This window comes from Pedobacter sp. GW822-FHT03F06 (assembly GCF_058801365.1).
The window spans coordinates 292,235-311,557 of sequence record NZ_JBXANE010000005.1; the positions used below are offsets into that span (position 1 = coordinate 292,235).

General features: G+C 38.5%; 15 protein-coding genes. 12 read left to right on the forward strand and 3 right to left on the reverse strand.

All coding sequences use genetic code 11. The features are described from left to right. The first annotated feature begins 2 nt into the window (after window positions 1–2). The 6 genes from AC1RJ8_RS10930 (at window position 3) to AC1RJ8_RS10955 (ending at window position 7,473) form a co-directional block, all read left to right on the forward strand. The gene (locus AC1RJ8_RS10930; RefSeq protein WP_492953838.1) at window positions 3–629 is read left to right on the forward strand and encodes a response regulator transcription factor; all 627 of its coding nucleotides are present in this window, start codon (window positions 3–5) and stop codon (window positions 627–629) included. A gap of 105 nt (window positions 630–734) precedes the next feature. Beyond that, window positions 735–1,100, forward strand: coding sequence for a VOC family protein (locus AC1RJ8_RS10935; RefSeq protein ID WP_492953839.1), 366 nt, complete (start codon window positions 735–737; stop codon window positions 1,098–1,100). A 4-nt stretch (window positions 1,101–1,104) separates the two neighbouring features. After that, on the forward strand, window positions 1,105–1,971 hold the full coding sequence (locus AC1RJ8_RS10940; RefSeq protein ID WP_492953840.1) for a helix-turn-helix transcriptional regulator: 867 nt from the start codon (window positions 1,105–1,107) through the stop codon (window positions 1,969–1,971). Between the two features lie 291 nt (window positions 1,972–2,262). Then, a complete protein-coding gene (locus AC1RJ8_RS10945) occupies window positions 2,263–5,376 on the forward strand; it encodes a SusC/RagA family TonB-linked outer membrane protein (RefSeq protein WP_492953841.1) in 3,114 nt (1,037 codons plus the stop codon). 11 nt (window positions 5,377–5,387) lie between these two features. Beyond that, window positions 5,388–6,845, forward strand: a complete 1,458-nt coding sequence (locus AC1RJ8_RS10950) for a RagB/SusD family nutrient uptake outer membrane protein (RefSeq protein ID WP_492953842.1) — start codon at window positions 5,388–5,390, stop codon at window positions 6,843–6,845. Between the two features lie 163 nt (window positions 6,846–7,008). Beyond that, on the forward strand, window positions 7,009–7,473 hold the full coding sequence (locus AC1RJ8_RS10955) for a hypothetical protein (RefSeq protein WP_492953843.1): 465 nt from the start codon (window positions 7,009–7,011) through the stop codon (window positions 7,471–7,473). A gap of 95 nt (window positions 7,474–7,568) precedes the next feature. Here AC1RJ8_RS10955 and AC1RJ8_RS10960 read toward each other — a convergent pair whose 3' ends face one another. From AC1RJ8_RS10960 to AC1RJ8_RS10970, 3 genes are all read right to left on the reverse strand, one after another. After that, the gene (locus tag AC1RJ8_RS10960) at window positions 7,569–8,138 is read right to left on the reverse strand and encodes a DUF2911 domain-containing protein (RefSeq protein ID WP_492953844.1); all 570 of its coding nucleotides are present in this window, start codon (window positions 8,136–8,138) and stop codon (window positions 7,569–7,571) included. A gap of 130 nt (window positions 8,139–8,268) precedes the next feature. Beyond that, window positions 8,269–8,454 carry a hypothetical protein gene (locus AC1RJ8_RS10965; RefSeq protein WP_025141696.1) on the reverse strand — a complete coding sequence of 62 codons (186 nt, stop codon included), beginning with the start codon at window positions 8,452–8,454 and terminating at the stop codon, window positions 8,269–8,271. A 72-nt stretch (window positions 8,455–8,526) separates the two neighbouring features. Then, window positions 8,527–11,031, reverse strand: a complete 2,505-nt coding sequence (locus AC1RJ8_RS10970) for a bifunctional glycoside hydrolase family 9 protein/polysaccharide deacetylase (RefSeq protein WP_492953845.1) — start codon at window positions 11,029–11,031, stop codon at window positions 8,527–8,529. 117 nt (window positions 11,032–11,148) lie between these two features. Here AC1RJ8_RS10970 and AC1RJ8_RS10975 point away from each other — a divergent pair, with 117 nt between their 5' ends. The 6 genes from AC1RJ8_RS10975 (at window position 11,149) to AC1RJ8_RS11000 (ending at window position 19,096) form a co-directional block, all read left to right on the forward strand. Further along, window positions 11,149–11,775 carry a TetR/AcrR family transcriptional regulator gene (locus AC1RJ8_RS10975; RefSeq protein WP_492953846.1) on the forward strand — a complete coding sequence of 209 codons (627 nt, stop codon included), beginning with the start codon at window positions 11,149–11,151 and terminating at the stop codon, window positions 11,773–11,775. Next, the gene (locus AC1RJ8_RS10980; protein WP_492953847.1) at window positions 11,772–13,091 is read left to right on the forward strand and encodes a TolC family protein; all 1,320 of its coding nucleotides are present in this window, start codon (window positions 11,772–11,774) and stop codon (window positions 13,089–13,091) included. Before AC1RJ8_RS10975 ends, AC1RJ8_RS10980 begins: the two co-directional genes overlap by 4 nt. Window positions 13,092–13,099: 8 nt before the next feature. Further along, entirely contained in the window at window positions 13,100–14,179 is a 1,080-nt protein-coding gene (locus tag AC1RJ8_RS10985; protein WP_492953848.1) for an HlyD family secretion protein, read from the forward strand. An 8-nt stretch (window positions 14,180–14,187) separates the two neighbouring features. Then, on the forward strand, window positions 14,188–15,735 hold the full coding sequence (locus tag AC1RJ8_RS10990) for a DHA2 family efflux MFS transporter permease subunit (protein WP_492953849.1): 1,548 nt from the start codon (window positions 14,188–14,190) through the stop codon (window positions 15,733–15,735). A gap of 262 nt (window positions 15,736–15,997) precedes the next feature. Continuing rightward, window positions 15,998–18,583: a phosphoenolpyruvate carboxylase gene (locus AC1RJ8_RS10995; protein ID WP_492953850.1), complete on the forward strand. Its 2,586-nt coding sequence runs from the start codon at window positions 15,998–16,000 to the stop codon at window positions 18,581–18,583. A gap of 204 nt (window positions 18,584–18,787) precedes the next feature. Continuing rightward, complete coding sequence (locus AC1RJ8_RS11000) at window positions 18,788–19,096, forward strand: hypothetical protein (protein ID WP_492953851.1); 309 nt, start codon at window positions 18,788–18,790, stop codon at window positions 19,094–19,096. The last annotated feature ends 227 nt before the right edge of the window (window positions 19,097–19,323 follow it).

A 19,323-nucleotide genomic window follows, 5' to 3' on the forward strand; every position in this document is an offset into this window, starting at 1 on the left:
AAATGAGCCAGAATTTACGAATTGTTCTAATCGAAGATGACGATATCTTAAGAATGGGTTATGAATCGTTATTAAGCGATGTTGAAGATTTTGTAGTCGTTAACGCTTATGCATCCTACGATTTGGCCAAAAGACACTTAGAGACCGATCATCCAAATGTGATTTTGCTCGATATCCAGATGCCTGGCACCAATGGACTGCAGGCCTTGCCTTTTATCAAAAAAACTTTACCCAACGCGAACATTATTATCCTCACCGTTTTCGATTCACCCGAATTGGTTTTCGAAGCCCTAACCATGGGCGCAGGAGGTTACCTCACCAAAAATTCGAGCGCCTCAAAAATTATAGATGCTGTAAGAGAAGTGAGCACCGGCGGGGGCGCCATGAGTACAAATGTAGCGCGCATTGTAATGCATTCTTTTCAAAAAAACCTGAATTCTCCTTTAACTAAACGCGAAACCGAAATTTTAGATCGGATTGCAAATGGACAAACAAAATCTCAAATCGCAAACGATCTCTTTATTGATCAGGAAACCGTAAGGAGCCATGTAAAAAATATTTACATCAAACTCGATGTAAACTCCAAATCAGAAGCGATTAAAACAGCCAAGGAAAAGCGCTTTATTTAATCTATACCTATATTCTGCTAAAAAATAGTGCGAAAATCACCCTTTTTGGGTGATGCTATGGGTTCAATTTCAGTTTAATTTTACATCATACAATTAAACAAGGAAATGAACCCATCTGCAAAATTCTTTTATGTGCAAGTAAAGCAACTAAATGATGCAGATGCATTTTATGCCAACTGTTTAGGGATGCCTACAGAATCGACAATGATTTCTGAACAGGAAAAAGGAATCATGGTTGAGGCAGATCATGAGACCAAAATTTTCCTGTCAGAACAAAAGCATCAAAACCAGACCAATAAAATTGTATTAACCAGCGATGATTGTTTAGAGGATTATTGCAGGCTAAAATCGAGAGGGGTTATCTTTAAAGATAGACCAGCTTACTTAAGTGAGGGTTTAAGTATCGAATTTTCTGATCCTTCTGGTAATCATTTTATCATATTGGAACAGCGTAACTACAATGAGGATTAATGTTATGAGGTACGTAAAAGAATTAAGCAATAGGAATAAAATTATAAGCGAAAGTACTTGTGAGGCGCTTTACGAGCAACAGAACGATGCTTATACCATTAAATTTGTTTTTAACGGAACCGAAGATTGCGAAATTAACAAACGTAAGTTTAGCATTTACCCCGATACTTTCGCCGTAGTAAATGCCGGAACAAATTTTAGCAGCAAAATAGATTCGATAAGCCCCGTAAATACGTTTTCTGTTTCTTTTGGCGAAAACTTTATTAAAGATTTTCACCATACTTTTTCGAACAGCAACGAAAGTTTACTTACCGGAAAAGAAGCTGGGGAAACACCCCCGTTTATCGAATCACTTTATCCGTTTTCTGGCGATATGCGCTTTAATGTGCTGCATTTAAAAAATCAGCTCGATAAAGGTTTGAAAGACGAAATGCTGATTAATGAATACCTGTACCACTGCCTTTTAAATTATTATAAAATTTATGATAAAGAGGTGGCCCAGAAATTAGATAAACTCAGCTTTATCAAAACAAAAACCCGCGAAGAGGTTTTAAAAAGATTAACACTTGCCAAAGAATACATTAGCAGCAATTACAATCAAAATATAACATTAGAAAATATTGCCGAACAGGCATGTTTATCGGTTAATCATTTGCTAAGAACATTTAAAGAAGCATATGAAATTAGCCCATACCAGTTTTTAATGCAATTAAGATTAAACAGGGCTAAAAAACTATTGCAAACTACCACTTATTCCTTAAACGAAATAGTAGGTTTAGTAGGGTTTGAATGCCCAAGTTCATTCATCAGGTTATTTAAACACACGTTCAATATTACCCCTCTAAAATATAGAAAGAGTAGGTTGAACTAAAATATAAATAGTGATTTCTGCATATTTAGAATGTTGGGATGAAACTATTTTTGAAGCTCTTGCAGGATAATTTGTAGAAGTTTTTTCCTGTTTAGGTTAATAATGATTAAAAAAGCAAACTGCCAGGATTGGAGTTTGCTTTTTTACGTTTAAAGCCTCCTTCAATCCAGAATGGTGATTTTCGCACATTTTTGGATTTTCAGAGCACCTAAATTGCTCATTGATTTGGTTTCGTGCACATCTGCTAAGAACCTGCTTAACTAATTAATTACTAACTATTTATTCCCAAACATGAAACAAAAATTACTATTGATTTTAATGGTGACGGTTTTGTCTTATTTTAATGCCTTAGCGCAAAATAGAACAATTACCGGAAAAGTGGTTGATGCGGATGATGGCTTACCATTGCCAGGCGTATCTATAAAAATAAAAGGAACCGCACAATTAACCCAAACCACCGGGCAAGGAACCTTTTCGATTTTGGTGCCGGCAAATGCAGAGCGTTTAGTGCTAAGCTATGTTGGTTACACCGAGCAGGAAGTAATAATAACTGGCGAAACGCTAAATATCCGCATGGTTTCATCTTCTAAAAACCTGCAGGATGTAATGATTATTGGTTACGGAACCATTAAGAAAGAAAACTTTACGGGCTCCGCAGCGACAGTTAAAGACGATGTTTTTAAAGACCGTCCTGTTACTTCTTTTGAAAAAGCTTTACAAGGTGCCGCTGCAGGCGTGCAGGTTACTAGCGTATCTGGTCAGCCAGGCGCAACTTCTACCGTACGTATCCGTGGTGTAGGTTCCTTTTCGGCCTCTAGTACCCCGCTTTATGTGGTTGATGGTATTGCCATTACCAATGGCGATTTAAGTTCGGTTGCGCAGACTTCTGATGTGCTTTCTTCTATTAACCCTAATGATATTGCTTCGGTAACAGTATTAAAAGATGCAACTGCTGCAGCAATTTACGGTTCAAGGGCGGCAAACGGCGTGGTATTGATTACAACCAAGCAAGGTAAAGCCGGCCAAACCAAACTAAATTTAAGCTCAAGCACAGGCTATTCTTACCAGGCAGTAGATAAACACGAGGTAATGGATGCTACGCAGTACTATAAAACTTTTTGGGATGTTTACTATGCACAGCGGTTGGCAGCAGGTTTAGCTCCTGACGCAGCTGCTACTGCGGCAAATGGATTAACCAATGCTAAACTGGTAGTTAACCCGTACAATACAGCTAATCCTTACGGAGCAAATGGGGTGTTAGCAAACGGCGCATCATTACTTTACGATACCGATTGGCGCGATGAAGTATTAAGAAGAGGCGTAACGAAGAATATCGATTTATCGGCTAGTGGCGGTAATGACAGAAGCAAATTCTTTGCTTCTGGTGGTTACTTTGAGCAAAACGGTATTGTAATCCGATCAGATTTTAAACGTTATTCAGGTAAATTTAACTTTAATACTGATGTAACCGAATTTTTAAAAGTAGGTATTAACAACAGTTTGAGCCGTACCGAGCAAAATACGCCAGCCGGAAGTACAGGTTCTGATAACCCGGTAAACTTTGCCGATCAAACCGCTAATATTTATCCTTTATACGTACGCGATGCCAATGGAGCTGTGGTATATGATGCAACCGGAAACCCGGTTTACAACTACATTAACCCGGTTACACCAGATTTTAATCCGGTAGGTTTGTCTAAACTGAACGAATACAATACCATAACCAACAGGGTAATTACCAGCCCTTACGCAGAAGTTCGGTTTTTAAAAGATTTTGTAGCTAAAAGTATGGTTGGTATTGACTATATCAATAACCGTGAGCGCCAGTTCTATAACATGGAGCATGGCGATGGTGTGAGTGTAAAAGGACGTGCTTATCGCTACTCAAAAGAAGATGTTACCGTAACTTTTCAAAATACTTTAACCTATAATAAAACTTTTGACCAACATAATTTTGATGTTTTACTAGGCCAGGAAGCGTACCGTTCAAAACGCGATTTTAACTATTCGCAGGTTACTGGTTTTCCTTTCCCCGGTACAAGTGAGCAAATTGCAGCATCAACTCCTTCAGCAGTACAATCTTATTATACCCAGCAAAGGTTTGCTTCATATTTTTCTCGTTTACAGTATAATTATGCAGGAAAATACTATTTGTCGGGAAGCTTAAGAAGAGATGGTTCTTCTGTTTTTGGAAACGACAATAAATATGGAACATTTTATTCTGTTGGTGGTGGATGGCGCATCGGCAGAGAGAATTTCTTAAAAGATGTAAACTGGATTGATGAACTAAAACTTAGAGCTAGTTATGGTACTTCAGGTAATGACAGGATTGACCGCTATGCATCACAAGGCTTGTACGGACTGGGTAAAAACTACGAAGGCCAATCGGGTATTAATTATGTACAATTAGAAAATAAAAATTTAAAGTGGGAACAAAACACAACTTTAGATATTGGTGTGGAGTTTGCCTTGTTTAAAGGAAAAATAAGTGGAGAAGCTTCTTATTACAGACGTGGATCAAATGGCTTATTGTTTGATCAGCCACTTACGAGATTAACCGGTTTTGATAATTTGACCACGAACCTTGCCTCAATGGATAATTATGGTATTGAGGTTCTATTAAACGGAAATCCGGTTAAAACCAAAGATTTCGATTGGAATATCTCGTTCAACATTACCTCAAATAAAAACAAAATCAATTCAATGACCCAAAATGAAGTGATTGATGGCACTAAGAGATGGAAAGTGGGCGAAGATAGATACCAATGGTATTTACGCGATTATGCTGGTGTAGACCCGGCGGATGGCCGCCCCATGTGGTATACCGACGAGATTGTAAACGGTCAGGCCACAGGTAATAGAATTACCACTAAAAACTGGTCAACAGCAACACGTTACGATGGTTTAGGTTCTTCGCTACCAAAATTCACAGGCGGTTTTAACAATACATTCAGATACAAAGAATTTGATTTAAGTGTATTGACTTATTTTTCTACTGGAGCTAAAATTTATGATACTTTATATGGTAACCTAATGCATAGTGGCGGTTCTGTTGGTAAACAATTATCAATAGATAATTACAACAGCTGGCAAAAACCTGGTGACATTACCGATGTGCCTCGTTTTGTGATTAATAATACTGATTTGGGAAATAACCAATCAACACGTTTCTTATATGATGGATCATATATGCGTGTTAAAAATATCACATTAGGTTATTCATTAAAGAAAAACTGGTTAGAAGCTATCCATTTGTCGAATGTAAGACTCTACCTGATGGCCGAAAACCCGTTTACATTTGCCAAGCATAAAGGCATGGATCCGGAATCGGCGCTTACCGGTTTAACAGATAACGATATTCCAAATGTTAAAACATTTACGTTAGGTCTTAATGTTGGATTTTAATTGATAAAGAAATGAGAAAGATAAAAATAAATAAAACCGCCATATATACCGGAGTAATGCTGCTTTTAGTTGGGGCAACATCATGCAAGAAAGAATTTTTGCAGGTTACCCCATCGCAACAAATCAACGCCAAAGATGCTTTTTCATCGGGTGCAAAAATACAGGCAGCCATGACCGGCATTTACGATCTCACTACGTTTTCAGGTTATACGAACAACATGTTGTTAAGTGCCGATGTTAAAGGGAATGATGTAATGATTGTGAGTGGTGCTGCTAATTATAACCGCTTTGTGGCGCAATACCAATTTGTAGAAACAGTAAACAATGGCGATGCCTTTGCCTGGTGGCAATACAGCTATAAAGTAATTTCGAACGCAAACCAGTTTGTAGTGAATGTTCCGGATGCACCTATCAGCGATGCTTTAAAAACAGAATATCTGGCCGAAGCACGTGCGTTAAGAGCTTACACGTATTTTTGGTTAGTACGTTGGTTTGCGCAGCCTTATGCTGTAAATCCTGAAGCGCTTGGTGTACCTATTTTAAGAAAACCTTTAGGTCCGGATGAAACCTCGCCTGCAAGGGATAAAGTAAAAGACGTGTATGCTTTTATTATTGAAGATTTGAAATATGCTGAAGCCAATTTGCCAACGGCAGGTAGAACCAGTATTTATAGAATGAGCGTTCCTGCAATACAAGGTATATTGGCACGCGTTTATCTGAATATGGGTAATTGGACAGAGGCCAGTCGTTATGCAAAATTAGCTAGAGCTGCTAAACCATTAAGTACAGCAGCCGCGTTATTAACAGGCTTTAACAATCCAACTTCAGAGTGGATTTATGCCATTAACGTAAGAACAGACGATAATCAAGGCTTTTTGGCTGTATCATCTTTTTACGATCCTTATGACTCTGGTTACTCGAGCTTTAGGGTTACTGATGATTTCTTTAATTCTTTTGCTGCAAACGATGAGCGTAAAAAACAGTTTCTGGTTAAAAGCAGCCCAACTGCTGCTGCCAGTACTGGCGCTTACAGGAGAAGAGGTGAGGGCTATCTGATCAATAAATTTGATTTTACAACAACGACAGCCAATAATCAGGTATTGATACGCTCTTCAGAGATGTATTTAATCGAGGCAGAGGCCGAAGCCAGATTAGGCAACGAACCTGCAGCTAAACAAGCTTTATTAGCTATTCAACAACGTGCTGGTGTAGCTACAGCTGTTTCTGCAAACACAGGTAATGCGTTAATTGAAGAAATACTATTAGAACGCAATAAAGAATTATATGGCGAAGGACATAAGTTTTTTGATTTGTTGCGTACTAAAAAAGGTGTTGACAGAACTGGCTCTACCGTACATTGGAAAATCGTAAACTTCCCATCTGGCGATAACAGATTGGTTTCCCCAATTCCACAAGCGGAATTAGATGCAAACCCCGTGTTAAAGCCTCAGCAAAACCCAGGTTACTAATCCATTTTACACTTAATTTGGTTTCGTTTACGGCCCTTTCCAATACCAATTGGAAAGGGCTTTTGCGGTAATATCACATTTTAGTTACCTCATCATTATGGTGTTATCGGCATATTATTTTTATCGTTTCCGGCCGACCTTTAATAAAAAAACACAGATAGTTATGAGACTAAAAGCTTTGGTGATTTTATTACTAGGTATTACAATCACAAATAATGTTTTCGCAGCTGAAAAACCAACTGCAAGCCATAAATCGGTTATCAATTATTATATGGACAGCTACATGAATTCTGACTATAGAAAGTTAAAAGCTGTTTTAAGTGAAGATGCTGTTTTTACGTCGAATAGAGATGTAAGGGTAATTAAACATAAAGCAAGTGATGTGTTAAATCAAATGAAGAAAAATGAGGGCGTAATTCAAAGAGATTGCAACATCAGTTCTTCAATCGTTTCTGAAACCGATGCCCTTGTGATTGCACGTGTAGATATTAATTACGAATTATTTGATGGCGCACAACAAAACTTTGTGATCATCGAGAAAGATAAAGAAGGCGAATGGAAAATTACCCAGGTATACAAAGTTTTTATCGGCAGCGAAAGTGAGGCTAAAAAACTCGTTTCAAATTAAGATCGTTATTCTCTGGTGCGGAGAAATTAAAAAAGCGATTAAAACAAAGAAGTCCCGGTTATTACCGGGACTTCTTTGTTTTATTTCTTTTCGATTTAAAAATTAATTGGTAATTCTACCTGCGTTCTGTCCCAGCCAATAACCAGGTTTGCACCTCCAGTAATCTCTGTAAAGGTTAAGGAGAAATATTCGATCGGTTTAGCCAGGGTTTTAACCGGAACATTTACACGAACAATATCTTTAGCCTGATTGTAAGAAAAAGCACCCCATTTATCGGTTTCGCTATTTACAATAATTGTCCAGGCATCTTTGCTTGGAATGGCGAATAAGCTATAGGTACCTGCTTTGATTTTTTTGCCGCCAATGCTTACTTTTTTGAAGAAACGAACCTCTGTGCTTTCGTTGGCACCAAAACGCCAAACGTTTCCATACTGTTCTAAAACACCAAAAATATCACGTCCTTTTTTCTGTGGCCGCGAATAAACAATCTTTATAACCGGTTTTGTTGGGTCTCCGGCCTTTGCCTTTGGGGCATTAAGCGGAAAATAAACAATATCAGCAGGGCTTGAGTCTGCAACAGGAAATTTTACTTCAGCGGTAGCGGCCTGTTGGGCCTTTGCGCTGAAACAAAGAAGAGCGAAAACAACAATGAAGATGTTTTTCATTTGTAATTTTTGTTTTCAGTAGCGATGAGCAATCATGATTTTACAGCTATTGGCAAAATCATAACAGTCTCATTTGCTATGGAATTAAATTTTAATCCTTAAGGATCTAATTGTATAAAAGGACTTAAAACTAGTATTTTCTTCCTTTTACGATAGCGTTTAAAAATAAGCCCGCTGTTAACAAACCTAAAACACCGCCTAACAAAGCGAAAATATAGTTTTGCGTAATGATTGCTCCGGTTAAAACTCCGAAGAATAAACCTAAAGCATAATATAACCAGTTGAAATTATTGCTGCTGTTCTCTTGTACACTCATTTTTTTAGTTATTTGGAGGCAAAGTTAATATTTATTTTAAATTTTAATTTGTCATTATGCCCAATATTCTAATTAATTATCAATTCTAGCCAATTTATAATCATACTTTTTCAGATAAGTAATCAATTCTGCTAGTCTGTTATAAAATTTATCATTTCTTCTGGCATCGGTACCGATGTGCAACAACAAGATAAAACCATTTAAACCATTGGGTTTTGTTTCGTTAAAAGTTGTAATTGATCTGTATATCTCATCGCTCGATCGATAACTTTTTCCCATTTCGGGGTAGGTATAATCAGCATTGGCACGTGTTCCCGGAGTGAAATTAATCAATTGTAAACCCTGCGCTTTGGTCCAATTGGCTATGGTTTGGTTATACCACTCGTAAGGAGGCAAAAAATAGCCTGCCGCTTCTTTGCTAATCCCAAAACCGGCCATTGCCTGATAATTGTTGTTTAAATCGGTTTCAAAATCTGTTTTAGTAATCAGGAGGCTGTCACGTTTATTCCAATCGCAGTACAATAAATGCTTGTCAGAATGTGGACCTAGGTAATGTCCATCATTTTTTAGTTTTTTGATCAATGATTTGAAATTAGGATTCCGATAAAAATTTCCGGTAAGAAAAAAGGATGCTTTAACTTTCTCCTGCGCCAGAACCTCGCTTATTTTTTCACCGCCATCCGCATATTCATCGCCTGTAAAAACCAGGTAAATTTTCTTTCGGGTAGAATCGCCCCGAATGTTCGCGCCGAGGCTATAAGTTTTATGGTTGGGTAGGGGTTTAGCCTGCGCTTCCTTGGCCGCTAGTAAATAAATAAGAGATGCTGTCCCGTCCATCGTGGGTTCGTTGGTGCTATAATCGCCATAATCATCATGGTAAACGGCAAGTTTGCTCTGAAAGTCAGCATATTCATCAGCGTCATTGAGCTTGATCCCGATTAAACTTTTATAAATATTAGTGTAAACAGGTCCGTCGACCAATCCGCCGTTTATGGGATAATTCTTTAAATGGGTAAAGGCCGAGTGGGGGTCGCTTGGTGCATCTCCCCATTGAGGCAGGCCATAAACCATACTTGTTCCCCATGGGTTACAGCCAAAAAGCCAGTCGAAATTAGCCTGCTCCAGCGCTGTATAGGTTTTATCGCCACTTAATGCTGAGTACCAGCTACACTGTATGGCAAAGGCAACCGTTAAATTATTGCTGCACCAAATAAACGGAACACCACGATAAAAGGCGTTGTTTTTCGCTCGGTTCCAAACTTGCTTAATTCCTTTTTGATAATAGTTGATGGCTGTTTTATCTTTCGAATCTTGCTTGGCAATTTCGTAATGGCCAAGGTTGATGAAAGGATAATATTGATAATGCGCTGCGGTGTCTTTTTGTAGCCAGGGTGTAATGCTTTCTTGCTGGGCGTAGTTTAAGGCCAGTTTTATTTTCTTTTGATTGATCTTTTCTCTTCCGAAATTGAATGATGTTTCGGCAAGCTCCATGTCATCAACCCAATTATCCTCAGCGTAAATGTAAGGCGATTTTACAGCGGCTGTTTGCGTTACTCCAGGTTTTTGTAATGCAAATTTATAAGCCGTTTTTGCCTTTGTAGTAAGTATTTGGGCATAGGCCTGATCATGCTCTTTAAATAAAACCGACCCTAAATTAAAAGCACTTGTAAATTTAGCGGCTGTAGAACTGGTTCCGGTGGTGTTGTTCATAAATTTGCCCCGCTGCTGTGTTTCGCCGGTAATAAAATAGAGCGGGCGCTCAAAACCTTTTCCGTATTGACTGTCTTCTTTTGGAATCCGCATGCTGATGTGATCACGGTCATCGGCCAGTTGGTTGAACATGATGTTTTTTTGCGGATGCATTTTCAACAGCCAATCTAATCCCCATTTAGCTTCGTCCAGAACATCAGCCAGGCCGTTTTTTCCATCCAAACCATTTGCCTGTTGCCGATCGCTAAATACTTGAGGGAAATCGCGATAAGCCATTAGTAAGTGATAGGCCGCATTTGCCGAAGTAGTTGAATATTGTAGGTAATCGCTGGCATCGTGCCAACCACCGGAAGCATCAAAATGTGTACTGTCTTTAATTCCGGCTTTGGCGCCATATAAAACAAAGCCATCGTGGATATGGCAGCTATCCTTTAAGTATGGATTAAAACCACTCCGTTGCTGACGCATATATTGTAAGCAGAAATCAGCCGAACCGTCATATACCTTGTTATTGATCAATAACAGGGGCGATAGAATACCGTTTGCCCTGAGGTAGAAATGCCCTTCACTTTTAAAATCACTGAAATTTAATCGAGCGGTTCGGTTAAAGGGGCCATAGCTGCCAAAGCTTTTAATATTGGTGGAGGTATAAACAATTTTATTGGTTTCCTTTTCTACAATTTCGAATTGGGTAGGAGTCTCGCCTGTTTTACTTGCCCATACTGCAATTTTAATGCTTTCGGTAGGGTAACCAAGCAAATTAATTCTGATCCAGCTCTGTTGGATTTTTCTTTGGCTGCCAATAAATGAACATAAGAACCATAGGACAAACGAGAAAGTTAAAGCTAAAAAGAACCTATTTTTCATTGTGATGGGTGATTATTTCATTTAAAATTAGGGTTTTATCAAGATAATGTAAAAGAAGTAACCAAACATTTGGAAATTAATCAATCGTTTGATTAATTTTGTGTCGTCAAAAAAGAAATGAAAACAGAAAAAGTAGATAAAAGGCAGGCCATTCTTGAGGCAGCTGAAAAGCTGTTTTGCGAAACGGGGTACGAAGGTACTTCTACCCGCCAGATTGCTAAAGAGTCTGGAGCAAACATGGCCATGATAAATTATTATTTCGGCTCTAAAGAAGGGGTTTTTGTGGAGATTATGAACGAGCGTATTGCTGGTTTTGCTTCTCAGTTAAAAATCATCAATGAAGATAAGATTTCGGCATTAGAAAAATTGCACAGGGTTATAGAGGGCTATGTAAATAGGATATTGAATAATACTGCGTTTCATAAAATGATGCACAGAGAGCTTTCTTTAACCCAAAGGCCAGAAATGTATGATAAGATAAAAGACGCCATGAGCCACAACATGCAGCTTATCGATCGCATTATTACAGACGGGATTGAAGATGGGACCTTTAACAAGGTTGATGTCCGGATGGTAATCGCCACTATTATGGGCACCATAACCAATATTGTTATCTCTCCTCATAAGGTGATATCATGCTCCAACTTCGACTTGAATAACCCGAAAGATAAAAAAATTATTAAGGAGCGGACAATCGCTCACTTACAAGATCTAACAACAGTTTATTTAACAACAAAAAAATGATACCCAGATCAATAAGATTAATGCTTGCGGCATCATTAATTCCGGCGGCTTTATTTGCACAGAGCTCCAAAGAATTAAATATCAACCAGGCAATAGAACTTGGCATAGCCAACAGTAAAAACTTAAAACTTTCTCAAAACAAGATCGATCAGGCTGTTGCACAGCTAGAAGTTGTAAAAGACAATGTTTTGCCTACGGCAAACGCAAGTTTTATGTACAATCATGCTGAAATACCAACCACTACTTTTACTTTACCAGGAGGTGGATCGTCTTTACAATTACCTAAAAGAGCCGATGCTTTTGTAGGAACAGCTGCAGTACAAGAATTGGTATATGGAGGTGGTAAATTAAGATATGCTAAAGAATCGACCAAATTATTGGCCGATGTGGCACGTTTAGATGCGGATAAAAACAAAGAAGAAATTACTTATGCTGTTATTAATACCTATTACGCTTTATACAAAGTATTGCAGAGCAGAAAAGTGGTCGATCAGAATTTAGAATCAATTGCTGCACAAATTAAACAGGCACAACGTTTCTTCGAACAAGGCATTGTAACTAAAAATGATGTGTTGCGTTTCCAACTGCAGCAGGCAAATGTTACGCTAACGCAAATGGATATCGAGAGCAACCGCAAAGTGATTAATTATAACCTTGATATCTTATTGGGTTTACCAGAAGATACCGAGGTGAAAATTACTGATCCTACCTTAGGTTTAAAAGGGGCAGGCTCATTAAACGAATATATTGGTTTGGCAATGGCTAACCGCCAGGAGTTAAAACAACTTGATGTACAGAACAAAGTTGCCGTTTTTAACATTAAAACCATCAAAGCAAATACTTTGCCTACCGTTGGCGTTGGTGCAAACTTATATTACATCAACCCAAGTGGCAATTTTATCCCGCCAACAAACCAATATTTAATGCCCATTACATTAGGCGCAACGGTTTCCTGGAATTTCGGCAACCTTTGGACAAACAAGAACAAAGTAAGCGAAGCGAAAATTCAGCAAAGTGCAATTACCATTCAGAAAGACATCTTATCTGATCAGGTAAAAACAGATATCAACAAAAACTTCCAGGGTTACCAGGTGGCAATGAACAAAATCCAGGTATTGGAAACTTCAATTGCACAAGCAACAGAAAATGATAAGTTGCTGGCATCTAAATACAAAAACAACGTGGCTTCGGTTACCGATCGTATCGATGCTGAAACCTTATTGTACCAGGCAAAAATAAACTTAGAGATAGCTAAGGCAGACGCAGGTTTGGCTTACTATACCCTATTAAAATCAACAGGAAAAATAACGCAATAAACACAGCAATGACAACTGAAAAGAAAAAAAAGAACATAGTAGTACCCATCATTTTAGGTGTTTTACTAGTAATAGGTATAATCTTCGGGATTACAGAATGGAATTATTATAGCAAACACGTAGATACGGATGATGCTCAGATTGATGGCGATATCAGCCCTGTTGTTGCCCGTGTTGGCGGTTATGTTGCAGCAATTAATTTTGAAGAAAATACACATGTAACCGAAGGACAGGTTTTGGTTAAGCTTGACGATAAAGACTATAAAGTTAAATTAGAGCAGGCAGAATCTGGTCAGAAAGGTGCAAGTGCGGGTGTTGGTGTTGCCGAATCGCAAATTGTGGCTACACAGGCGAACACTGGAACTGCAAAAGCAAACGTTGATGCTGCAAAATCAAATGTTGAGGCTGCCAATGTTAAATTAAATTTAGCGCAGAAAGATTATAATCGTTACGAAAACCTGGTGAAAGATGGTTCAATCACACAACAGGCTTTCGATCAGGCTAAAGCGAGTAAGGAGTCTGCCGAAGCGGCTAGACAATCTGCTCTGGCAGCATATCGTGCAGCGCAAGATCAATATAATGCTGCGGTTAAACAAGTTGGTACTACACAATCACAGTTAGCAGTGAGCAGCAATGTAATCAGTCAACGCCAAAGTGATATCGATTTTGCAAAGCTTCAATTATCATATACCGATATCAAAGCCCCTGCAACCGGTATTGTATCTAAAAAGAATGTTCAAAAAGGGCAATTGGTCCAGGCTGGTCAATCTTTATTCTCTATCGTGAACGACGGAAGCATTTATGTAACGGCAAACTTTAAAGAAACCCAATTGGAGAAAATTAAAGAAGGGTCTAAAGTAGAGATCGAAGTTGATGCTTATCCAGACGAAAAAATTGAAGGTGAAGTGTATAATTTCTCTCCGATTACTGGTGCAAAAGGATCTCTATTACCTCCTGATAATGCTACAGGTAACTTCGTTAAAGTTGTTCAACGCGTTCCGGTAAAAATCAAAATTCATCCATCAAAAGAGCTGTTGGCTAAGTTACGCCCAGGAATGAGCGTTAAAGCATCAGTATCTACTAAATAATATTTAAAATGGCCGAAGTAGGTTTAAAAAAGTGGATTATTACGTTTACGGTAATCACGGCTTCTTTATTGGAGCTGATTGATACGACTATCGTAAACGTGGCAATTCCACAAATACAGGGAAACCTGGGCGCTACCCTAGAGGATGTGGCCTGGCTTTCTACCGGTTACGCGGTAGCGAATGTTATCGTGTTGCCAATGTCGGGCTGGTTGGGTAACCGATTCGGCAGGAAAAATTACTTTCTTACCTCCATCATCGTTTTTACATTGGTTTCCTTTTTGTGCGGAAACGCCACATCATTGAATGAACTTATTTTATTCAGGATTATTCAGGGATTGGCCGGAGGTGGTTTAATATCAACAGCGCAAGCTATTTTAATCGAAACCTGGCCACGCGAAGATGTGGGTATTGCAACCGCCTTATTTGGTTTGGGTGCAGTAGTTGGGCCAACAGTAGGGCCAACCATTGGTGGATATATTTTGGAAATCAGTTCATGGCCATGGATCTTTTATGTGAATATTCCCGTCGGAATACTCGCGGCCTACTGTACGTACACTTTTGTTCGGGCAACCCCGAAATCAGGGCAGGGGCAACCTGTCGATTGGTGGGGTATCGCATTATTGGCTATTGCAGTAGGTAGTTTACAAACATTATTGGAAAAAGGCGAGAGCGAAGATTGGTTTGCTACTCCATATATTACTGCATTGGCCGTGACCTCGGTATTTGGCTTACTGTTATTTATATGGCGGGAAATGACCACCGACCATCCGATTGTGAATTTTAAAATTATGAGACACAGAAGTTTCTCTGTGGGGATGTTTACCTCATTTATTTTAGGGTTTGGTTTATATGGTTCGGTGTTCGTGTTTCCGGTATTCTGTCAGAATTTGTTAGGATTTTCGCCTTTGCAAACAGGAGAAATCTTATTCCCGGGCGGTTTATGTACCATTATAATGATGCCGTTTATTGGCATTATGCTTAAAAAAGGTGTTCCGGCACAGATTATGGCAACCTTTGGGATGTTGGCCTTCTTCATTTTCTGTTGGATGTTGAGCAATTCGACTTTGCAATCAGGAACTGGCGATTTCTTCTGGCCACTGGTCATCAGGGGTGTGGGTATGGCCTTATTGTTTGTGCCTTTAACAACACTTGCCATCCAGGATTTAAAAGGACCAGAAATCGGTCAGGGATCAGGTTTGAACAATATGATGCGCCAATTGGGCGGTTCGTTCGGTATCGCAGCTTTAACAACGTTAATTCACGTCCGTTCTGGTTTCCACAGAAGTGTTTTATTGGCAAATGTGAACGATTATAACCAACCATTTGTAGATCGTTTTAACGGTTTGATTAAAGGCTTTATGGCAAAAGGACAAACTTTGTTTGATGCCAAAATTATGGCGGCTAAAGCGATGGAAGGAATTGTTACAAAACAAACCATGTTACTTACTTATGATGATGCCTATTGGGTTGCAGGGTTGATCATGTTGTTCTCCATTCCGCTACTTTATCTTCAAAAGTTTAAGAAAAATGCAAACATTCCTGCTGATGTGCACTAATATTTGCAAAGAAATGCCATAAAAAATGGCAAAAAACAAAAACAGCCGGTGTATTTTATTACATCGGCTGTTTTAACCCAAAAAATTAACAATCAATGCAATGCCCTTAAACATTGCAAATGTTCTTACTTAACCACATAGTGGCCAAATAAGATTCTAAAATTAAAATTTATTCTACAATTTTCCAAATTGTAAGCCTTAGAATTTTAATACCTTATGCATTTTTTGTAGTATTACGGTATACAAAACTATTGCATAAGCTATGCCTAAACTTCGTTTAACTACGCAACGAGAATCTATTTTTAATAATGAGGTAATCTCAAAATTCGAACTATTTAACAGTTTATTTCTCACCTTGCCTTTTTACAAAATTAAAGATACCGGAACATTGCTTCCACTGTTTTTTAAGAGCTGTGAAGAAGGCATTGCAAACGGAGAAAAACCTGCACAGATTATCGAAGAATTTTTTGCCAAGTATACCAGTTATACCGACCCTAAGGATATTGTTGACCTGCTTTTCCGGTTTATCCAGTATATCGAACGTCAGGTGGTGCTTTTTGATGCTGTAGAAGATGCTTCTTTTACCAAGTTGAATACCACTGATGAGCAGAGTACATTGGCGTTCATCTTAAAAAAGAATGCCGATAACAAACCAATGTTATCAAAAATTGAGAAGTTGATTGACGAACTTTCGCTTCGTTTGGTTTTAACCGCACACCCAACACAGTTTTATCCTGGGAGTGTATTGGCTATTATTACCGATTTAACAAAAGCCATTCGTGATAACGACCTTACTTCGATGAACTCCTTGTTGCAGCAATTGGGTAAAACGCCGTTTTTTAACAAAAAATCGCCAACACCTGTTGATGAAGCCTTAAACCTGGCCTGGTTTTTAGAGAATACATTTTATTTTGCTGCGGCAAATATTCAGGAAGAGATCGATCAGAACCTTGATGAATACAACCTGGAGACCAAGAAAATTTTAGAGCTGGGTTTTTGGCCTGGGGGAGATAGAGACGGAAATCCGAACATTCATGCTGATACCACCTTGGAGGTTTCTAAAATGTTGCGCCAGATCCTTTTCCGTTGTTATTACCGCGATTTCAGGGTAATTAAACGCCGCATCACCTTTAGAGGGGTTGAAGAAAATATCGCGAAACTGCACGACGTACTGTATCTGAATGCTTTCGACCAGACCTGTGAGCTTCATGATATTTCTGATGAACTAAGGGATAACCTGAATAAAATTAAAGAAACACTGTTAGCCGAACACGAAGGTTTGTTTGTTGATCTGGTTAACGATCTGATCCGTAAAATAGATTTATATGGTAACTACTTTGCGTCGTTAGATATTCGTCAGGACAGCCGTGTCCTGAGAAACGTACATGCTTATTGCCGCGCAAATAAGCCGATTTCTTCGCTTTATCCTGCCGATTATGATAAACTATCCGAAGCAGAGAAATTAGCTTTAATCTCTTTTAAAGAGGCAACGGTTGTTTACGCCGGTGAACCCGATGCTTTGACAAAAGATACAATCGAAGTAATCAAAGAAATTAAAGGCATTCAAAGACGTAATGGCGAAAAAGCTTGTCACCGTTTTATTATCAGTAATTGCCAACAGGCAAGCGATATTTTGCAGTTAATTGAGCTTTTTCTTTGGAATGGCTGGAGTAAAGAATCGTTAACGATTGATTTTGTACCCCTTTTTGAAACGGTTAACGATTTAAAGGGAGCAGCTGCAATTATGGATACGCTTTACAGCAATCCGTTTTATAAAGCACATTTAGCCAGCCGTGGAAATAAACAGGATATTATGCTTGGTTATTCTGACAGCACCAAAGATGGTGGTTATTTAATGGCCAACTGGTCTATTTTTAACGGAAAAACATCATTATCTGCGGTTTCTGCCAAACACAATATTCAGCTGGCGTTTTTTGATGGCCGTGGTGGGCCGCCTGCACGCGGTGGAGGTAAAACACACCGTTTTTATGCTTCTATGGGTAAGGAAATTGCGAACAAGAACATGCAGTTAACCGTTCAGGGGCAAACCATCAGTTCTCAATATGGTTCGGTAGAAAGTGCAGAATTTAATATCGAGCAATTAATCAACGCCGGATTAACCTCTGGATTAAAAGAGAAACACAATATTCTGTTAGATCCTGAAAATAAGACCTTGCTTGATGAAATGGCTGAAGAAAGTTATAAAGCTTTTGTCGATTTGCGCGAGCACCCATTGTTTGTGAGTTATTTAGAGAAATTATCTCCTTTAAAACTATTGTCGCAAGCTAACATTAGTAGCCGTCCGGTTAAAAGAAACGGAGGAGGCGAAATGAAGCTCGAAGATTTAAGGGCCATCAGTTTTGTTACCGCCTGGAGTATGCTGAAACAGAATGTTCCGGGTTTCTATGGAATGGGAACGGCTTTAAAAAATCAGGAAAAAGCCGGGAATTGGGATAAAGTGCTTAAAGTTTATCAGGATTCTGATTATCTGAAAACGATTGTAGATAACTGTATGATGAGTATGAGCAAATCAGACTTTACCATTACAGCGCATTTGGCCGCAGATAAGGAGTTTGGTGCTTTTTGGACTCAACTACATAACGAATTCGAATTAGCTAAGGAGATGCTTTTAAAACTATCCGGACAGCCAACATTAATGGCTAACTATCCTGTAGATAAAAAATCAATCGCCACTCGCGAAAAAATCATTTTACCATTGGTATTGATTCAGCATTTTGCTTTAGAGAAACTGCAACATGATCAGAACGAGAAAGACCAGCACGCTTTAGAAAAGCTAGCGGTAAGAACGGTATTTGGTATTGTAAATGCAGGAAGGAATTTAGCTTAATTAAGCCAAACCTGTAAGGTTTCAAAAACCTTACAGGTTTATAATATATTTCCAGGGTCTGTGTCCGCACAGACCTTTTTGTTTTGGCTTATTATCATTGCGAAGTACAGCCTGTCAGTAAAAATATTCTAGAACAAAGGGTATTTAACTTTTTCTATTGTGCTGATTATTAGTTATATTTAATATTGATATAAACAGATAAAAATGAAATTGAAAACAAAATTTATTATAGCAACGCTTTTACTCGCCGTTTTCATCGTAGATATGATTTGGTGGTTTCGTGCCACGGATAACAACGGTTCTTTTGAAGTCATAAAGCAAAATTACCTTTCGGTATTTCCCGGGTTTTTACAAAATCCTTTATTGCTAACTGGTATTGCCATTCTATTTTTGGTTATTTCAGGAATATTTTTTGTTCAAACAAGAAAAGGAAATAAACTTAAAACAATGTCGACAGTTGGGTTTTGTTTAAGTTTTACTTTAGCTTTTTGGCAATTGTTTTCTTTGATGTAAGGTTTAAAATATGTCGCCAAGGTCTGTGTCCTCACAGACCTTTTTTTATGTCCAATTTGTCATTCTGTGGTACGAAGAATGTCCAGCACCGTTTGATGTTAATTTTCTAATTCTCAGGTTGTGGATTCGTAACGGTGTTCAGAATGACAAATCCTGCCAGCTAAACCTGATTGGACCAATGCCGATTTAAGCATCTGTTTTTATTTACTTATGGTATGCTTGCTTGT

Bases quoted from the DNA above. Each gene is read 5' to 3' on its own strand.
- AC1RJ8_RS10960 (WP_492953844.1), bottom strand. From the start codon at position 8,138: ATGAAAAACATCTTCATTGTTGTTTTCGCTCTTCTTTGTTTCAGCGCA.
- AC1RJ8_RS10970 (WP_492953845.1), bottom strand. From the start codon at position 11,031: ATGAAAAATAGGTTCTTTTTAGCTTTAACTTTCTCGTTTGTCCTATGG.
- AC1RJ8_RS10930 (WP_492953838.1), top strand. From the start codon at position 3: ATGAGCCAGAATTTACGAATTGTTCTAATCGAAGATGACGATATCTTA.
- AC1RJ8_RS10990 (WP_492953849.1), top strand. From the start codon at position 14,188: ATGGCCGAAGTAGGTTTAAAAAAGTGGATTATTACGTTTACGGTAATC.
- AC1RJ8_RS10965 (WP_025141696.1), bottom strand. From the start codon at position 8,454: ATGAGTGTACAAGAGAACAGCAGCAATAATTTCAACTGGTTATATTAT.
- AC1RJ8_RS10940 (WP_492953840.1), top strand. From the start codon at position 1,105: ATGAGGTACGTAAAAGAATTAAGCAATAGGAATAAAATTATAAGCGAA.
- AC1RJ8_RS10950 (WP_492953842.1), top strand. From the start codon at position 5,388: ATGAGAAAGATAAAAATAAATAAAACCGCCATATATACCGGAGTAATG.
- AC1RJ8_RS10995 (WP_492953850.1), top strand. From the start codon at position 15,998: ATGCCTAAACTTCGTTTAACTACGCAACGAGAATCTATTTTTAATAAT.
- AC1RJ8_RS10945 (WP_492953841.1), top strand. From the start codon at position 2,263: ATGAAACAAAAATTACTATTGATTTTAATGGTGACGGTTTTGTCTTAT.
- AC1RJ8_RS11000 (WP_492953851.1), top strand. From the start codon at position 18,788: ATGAAATTGAAAACAAAATTTATTATAGCAACGCTTTTACTCGCCGTT.
- AC1RJ8_RS10955 (WP_492953843.1), top strand. From the start codon at position 7,009: ATGAGACTAAAAGCTTTGGTGATTTTATTACTAGGTATTACAATCACA.
- AC1RJ8_RS10985 (WP_492953848.1), top strand. From the start codon at position 13,100: ATGACAACTGAAAAGAAAAAAAAGAACATAGTAGTACCCATCATTTTA.
- AC1RJ8_RS10935 (WP_492953839.1), top strand. From the start codon at position 735: ATGAACCCATCTGCAAAATTCTTTTATGTGCAAGTAAAGCAACTAAAT.
- AC1RJ8_RS10980 (WP_492953847.1), top strand. From the start codon at position 11,772: ATGATACCCAGATCAATAAGATTAATGCTTGCGGCATCATTAATTCCG.
- AC1RJ8_RS10975 (WP_492953846.1), top strand. From the start codon at position 11,149: ATGAAAACAGAAAAAGTAGATAAAAGGCAGGCCATTCTTGAGGCAGCT.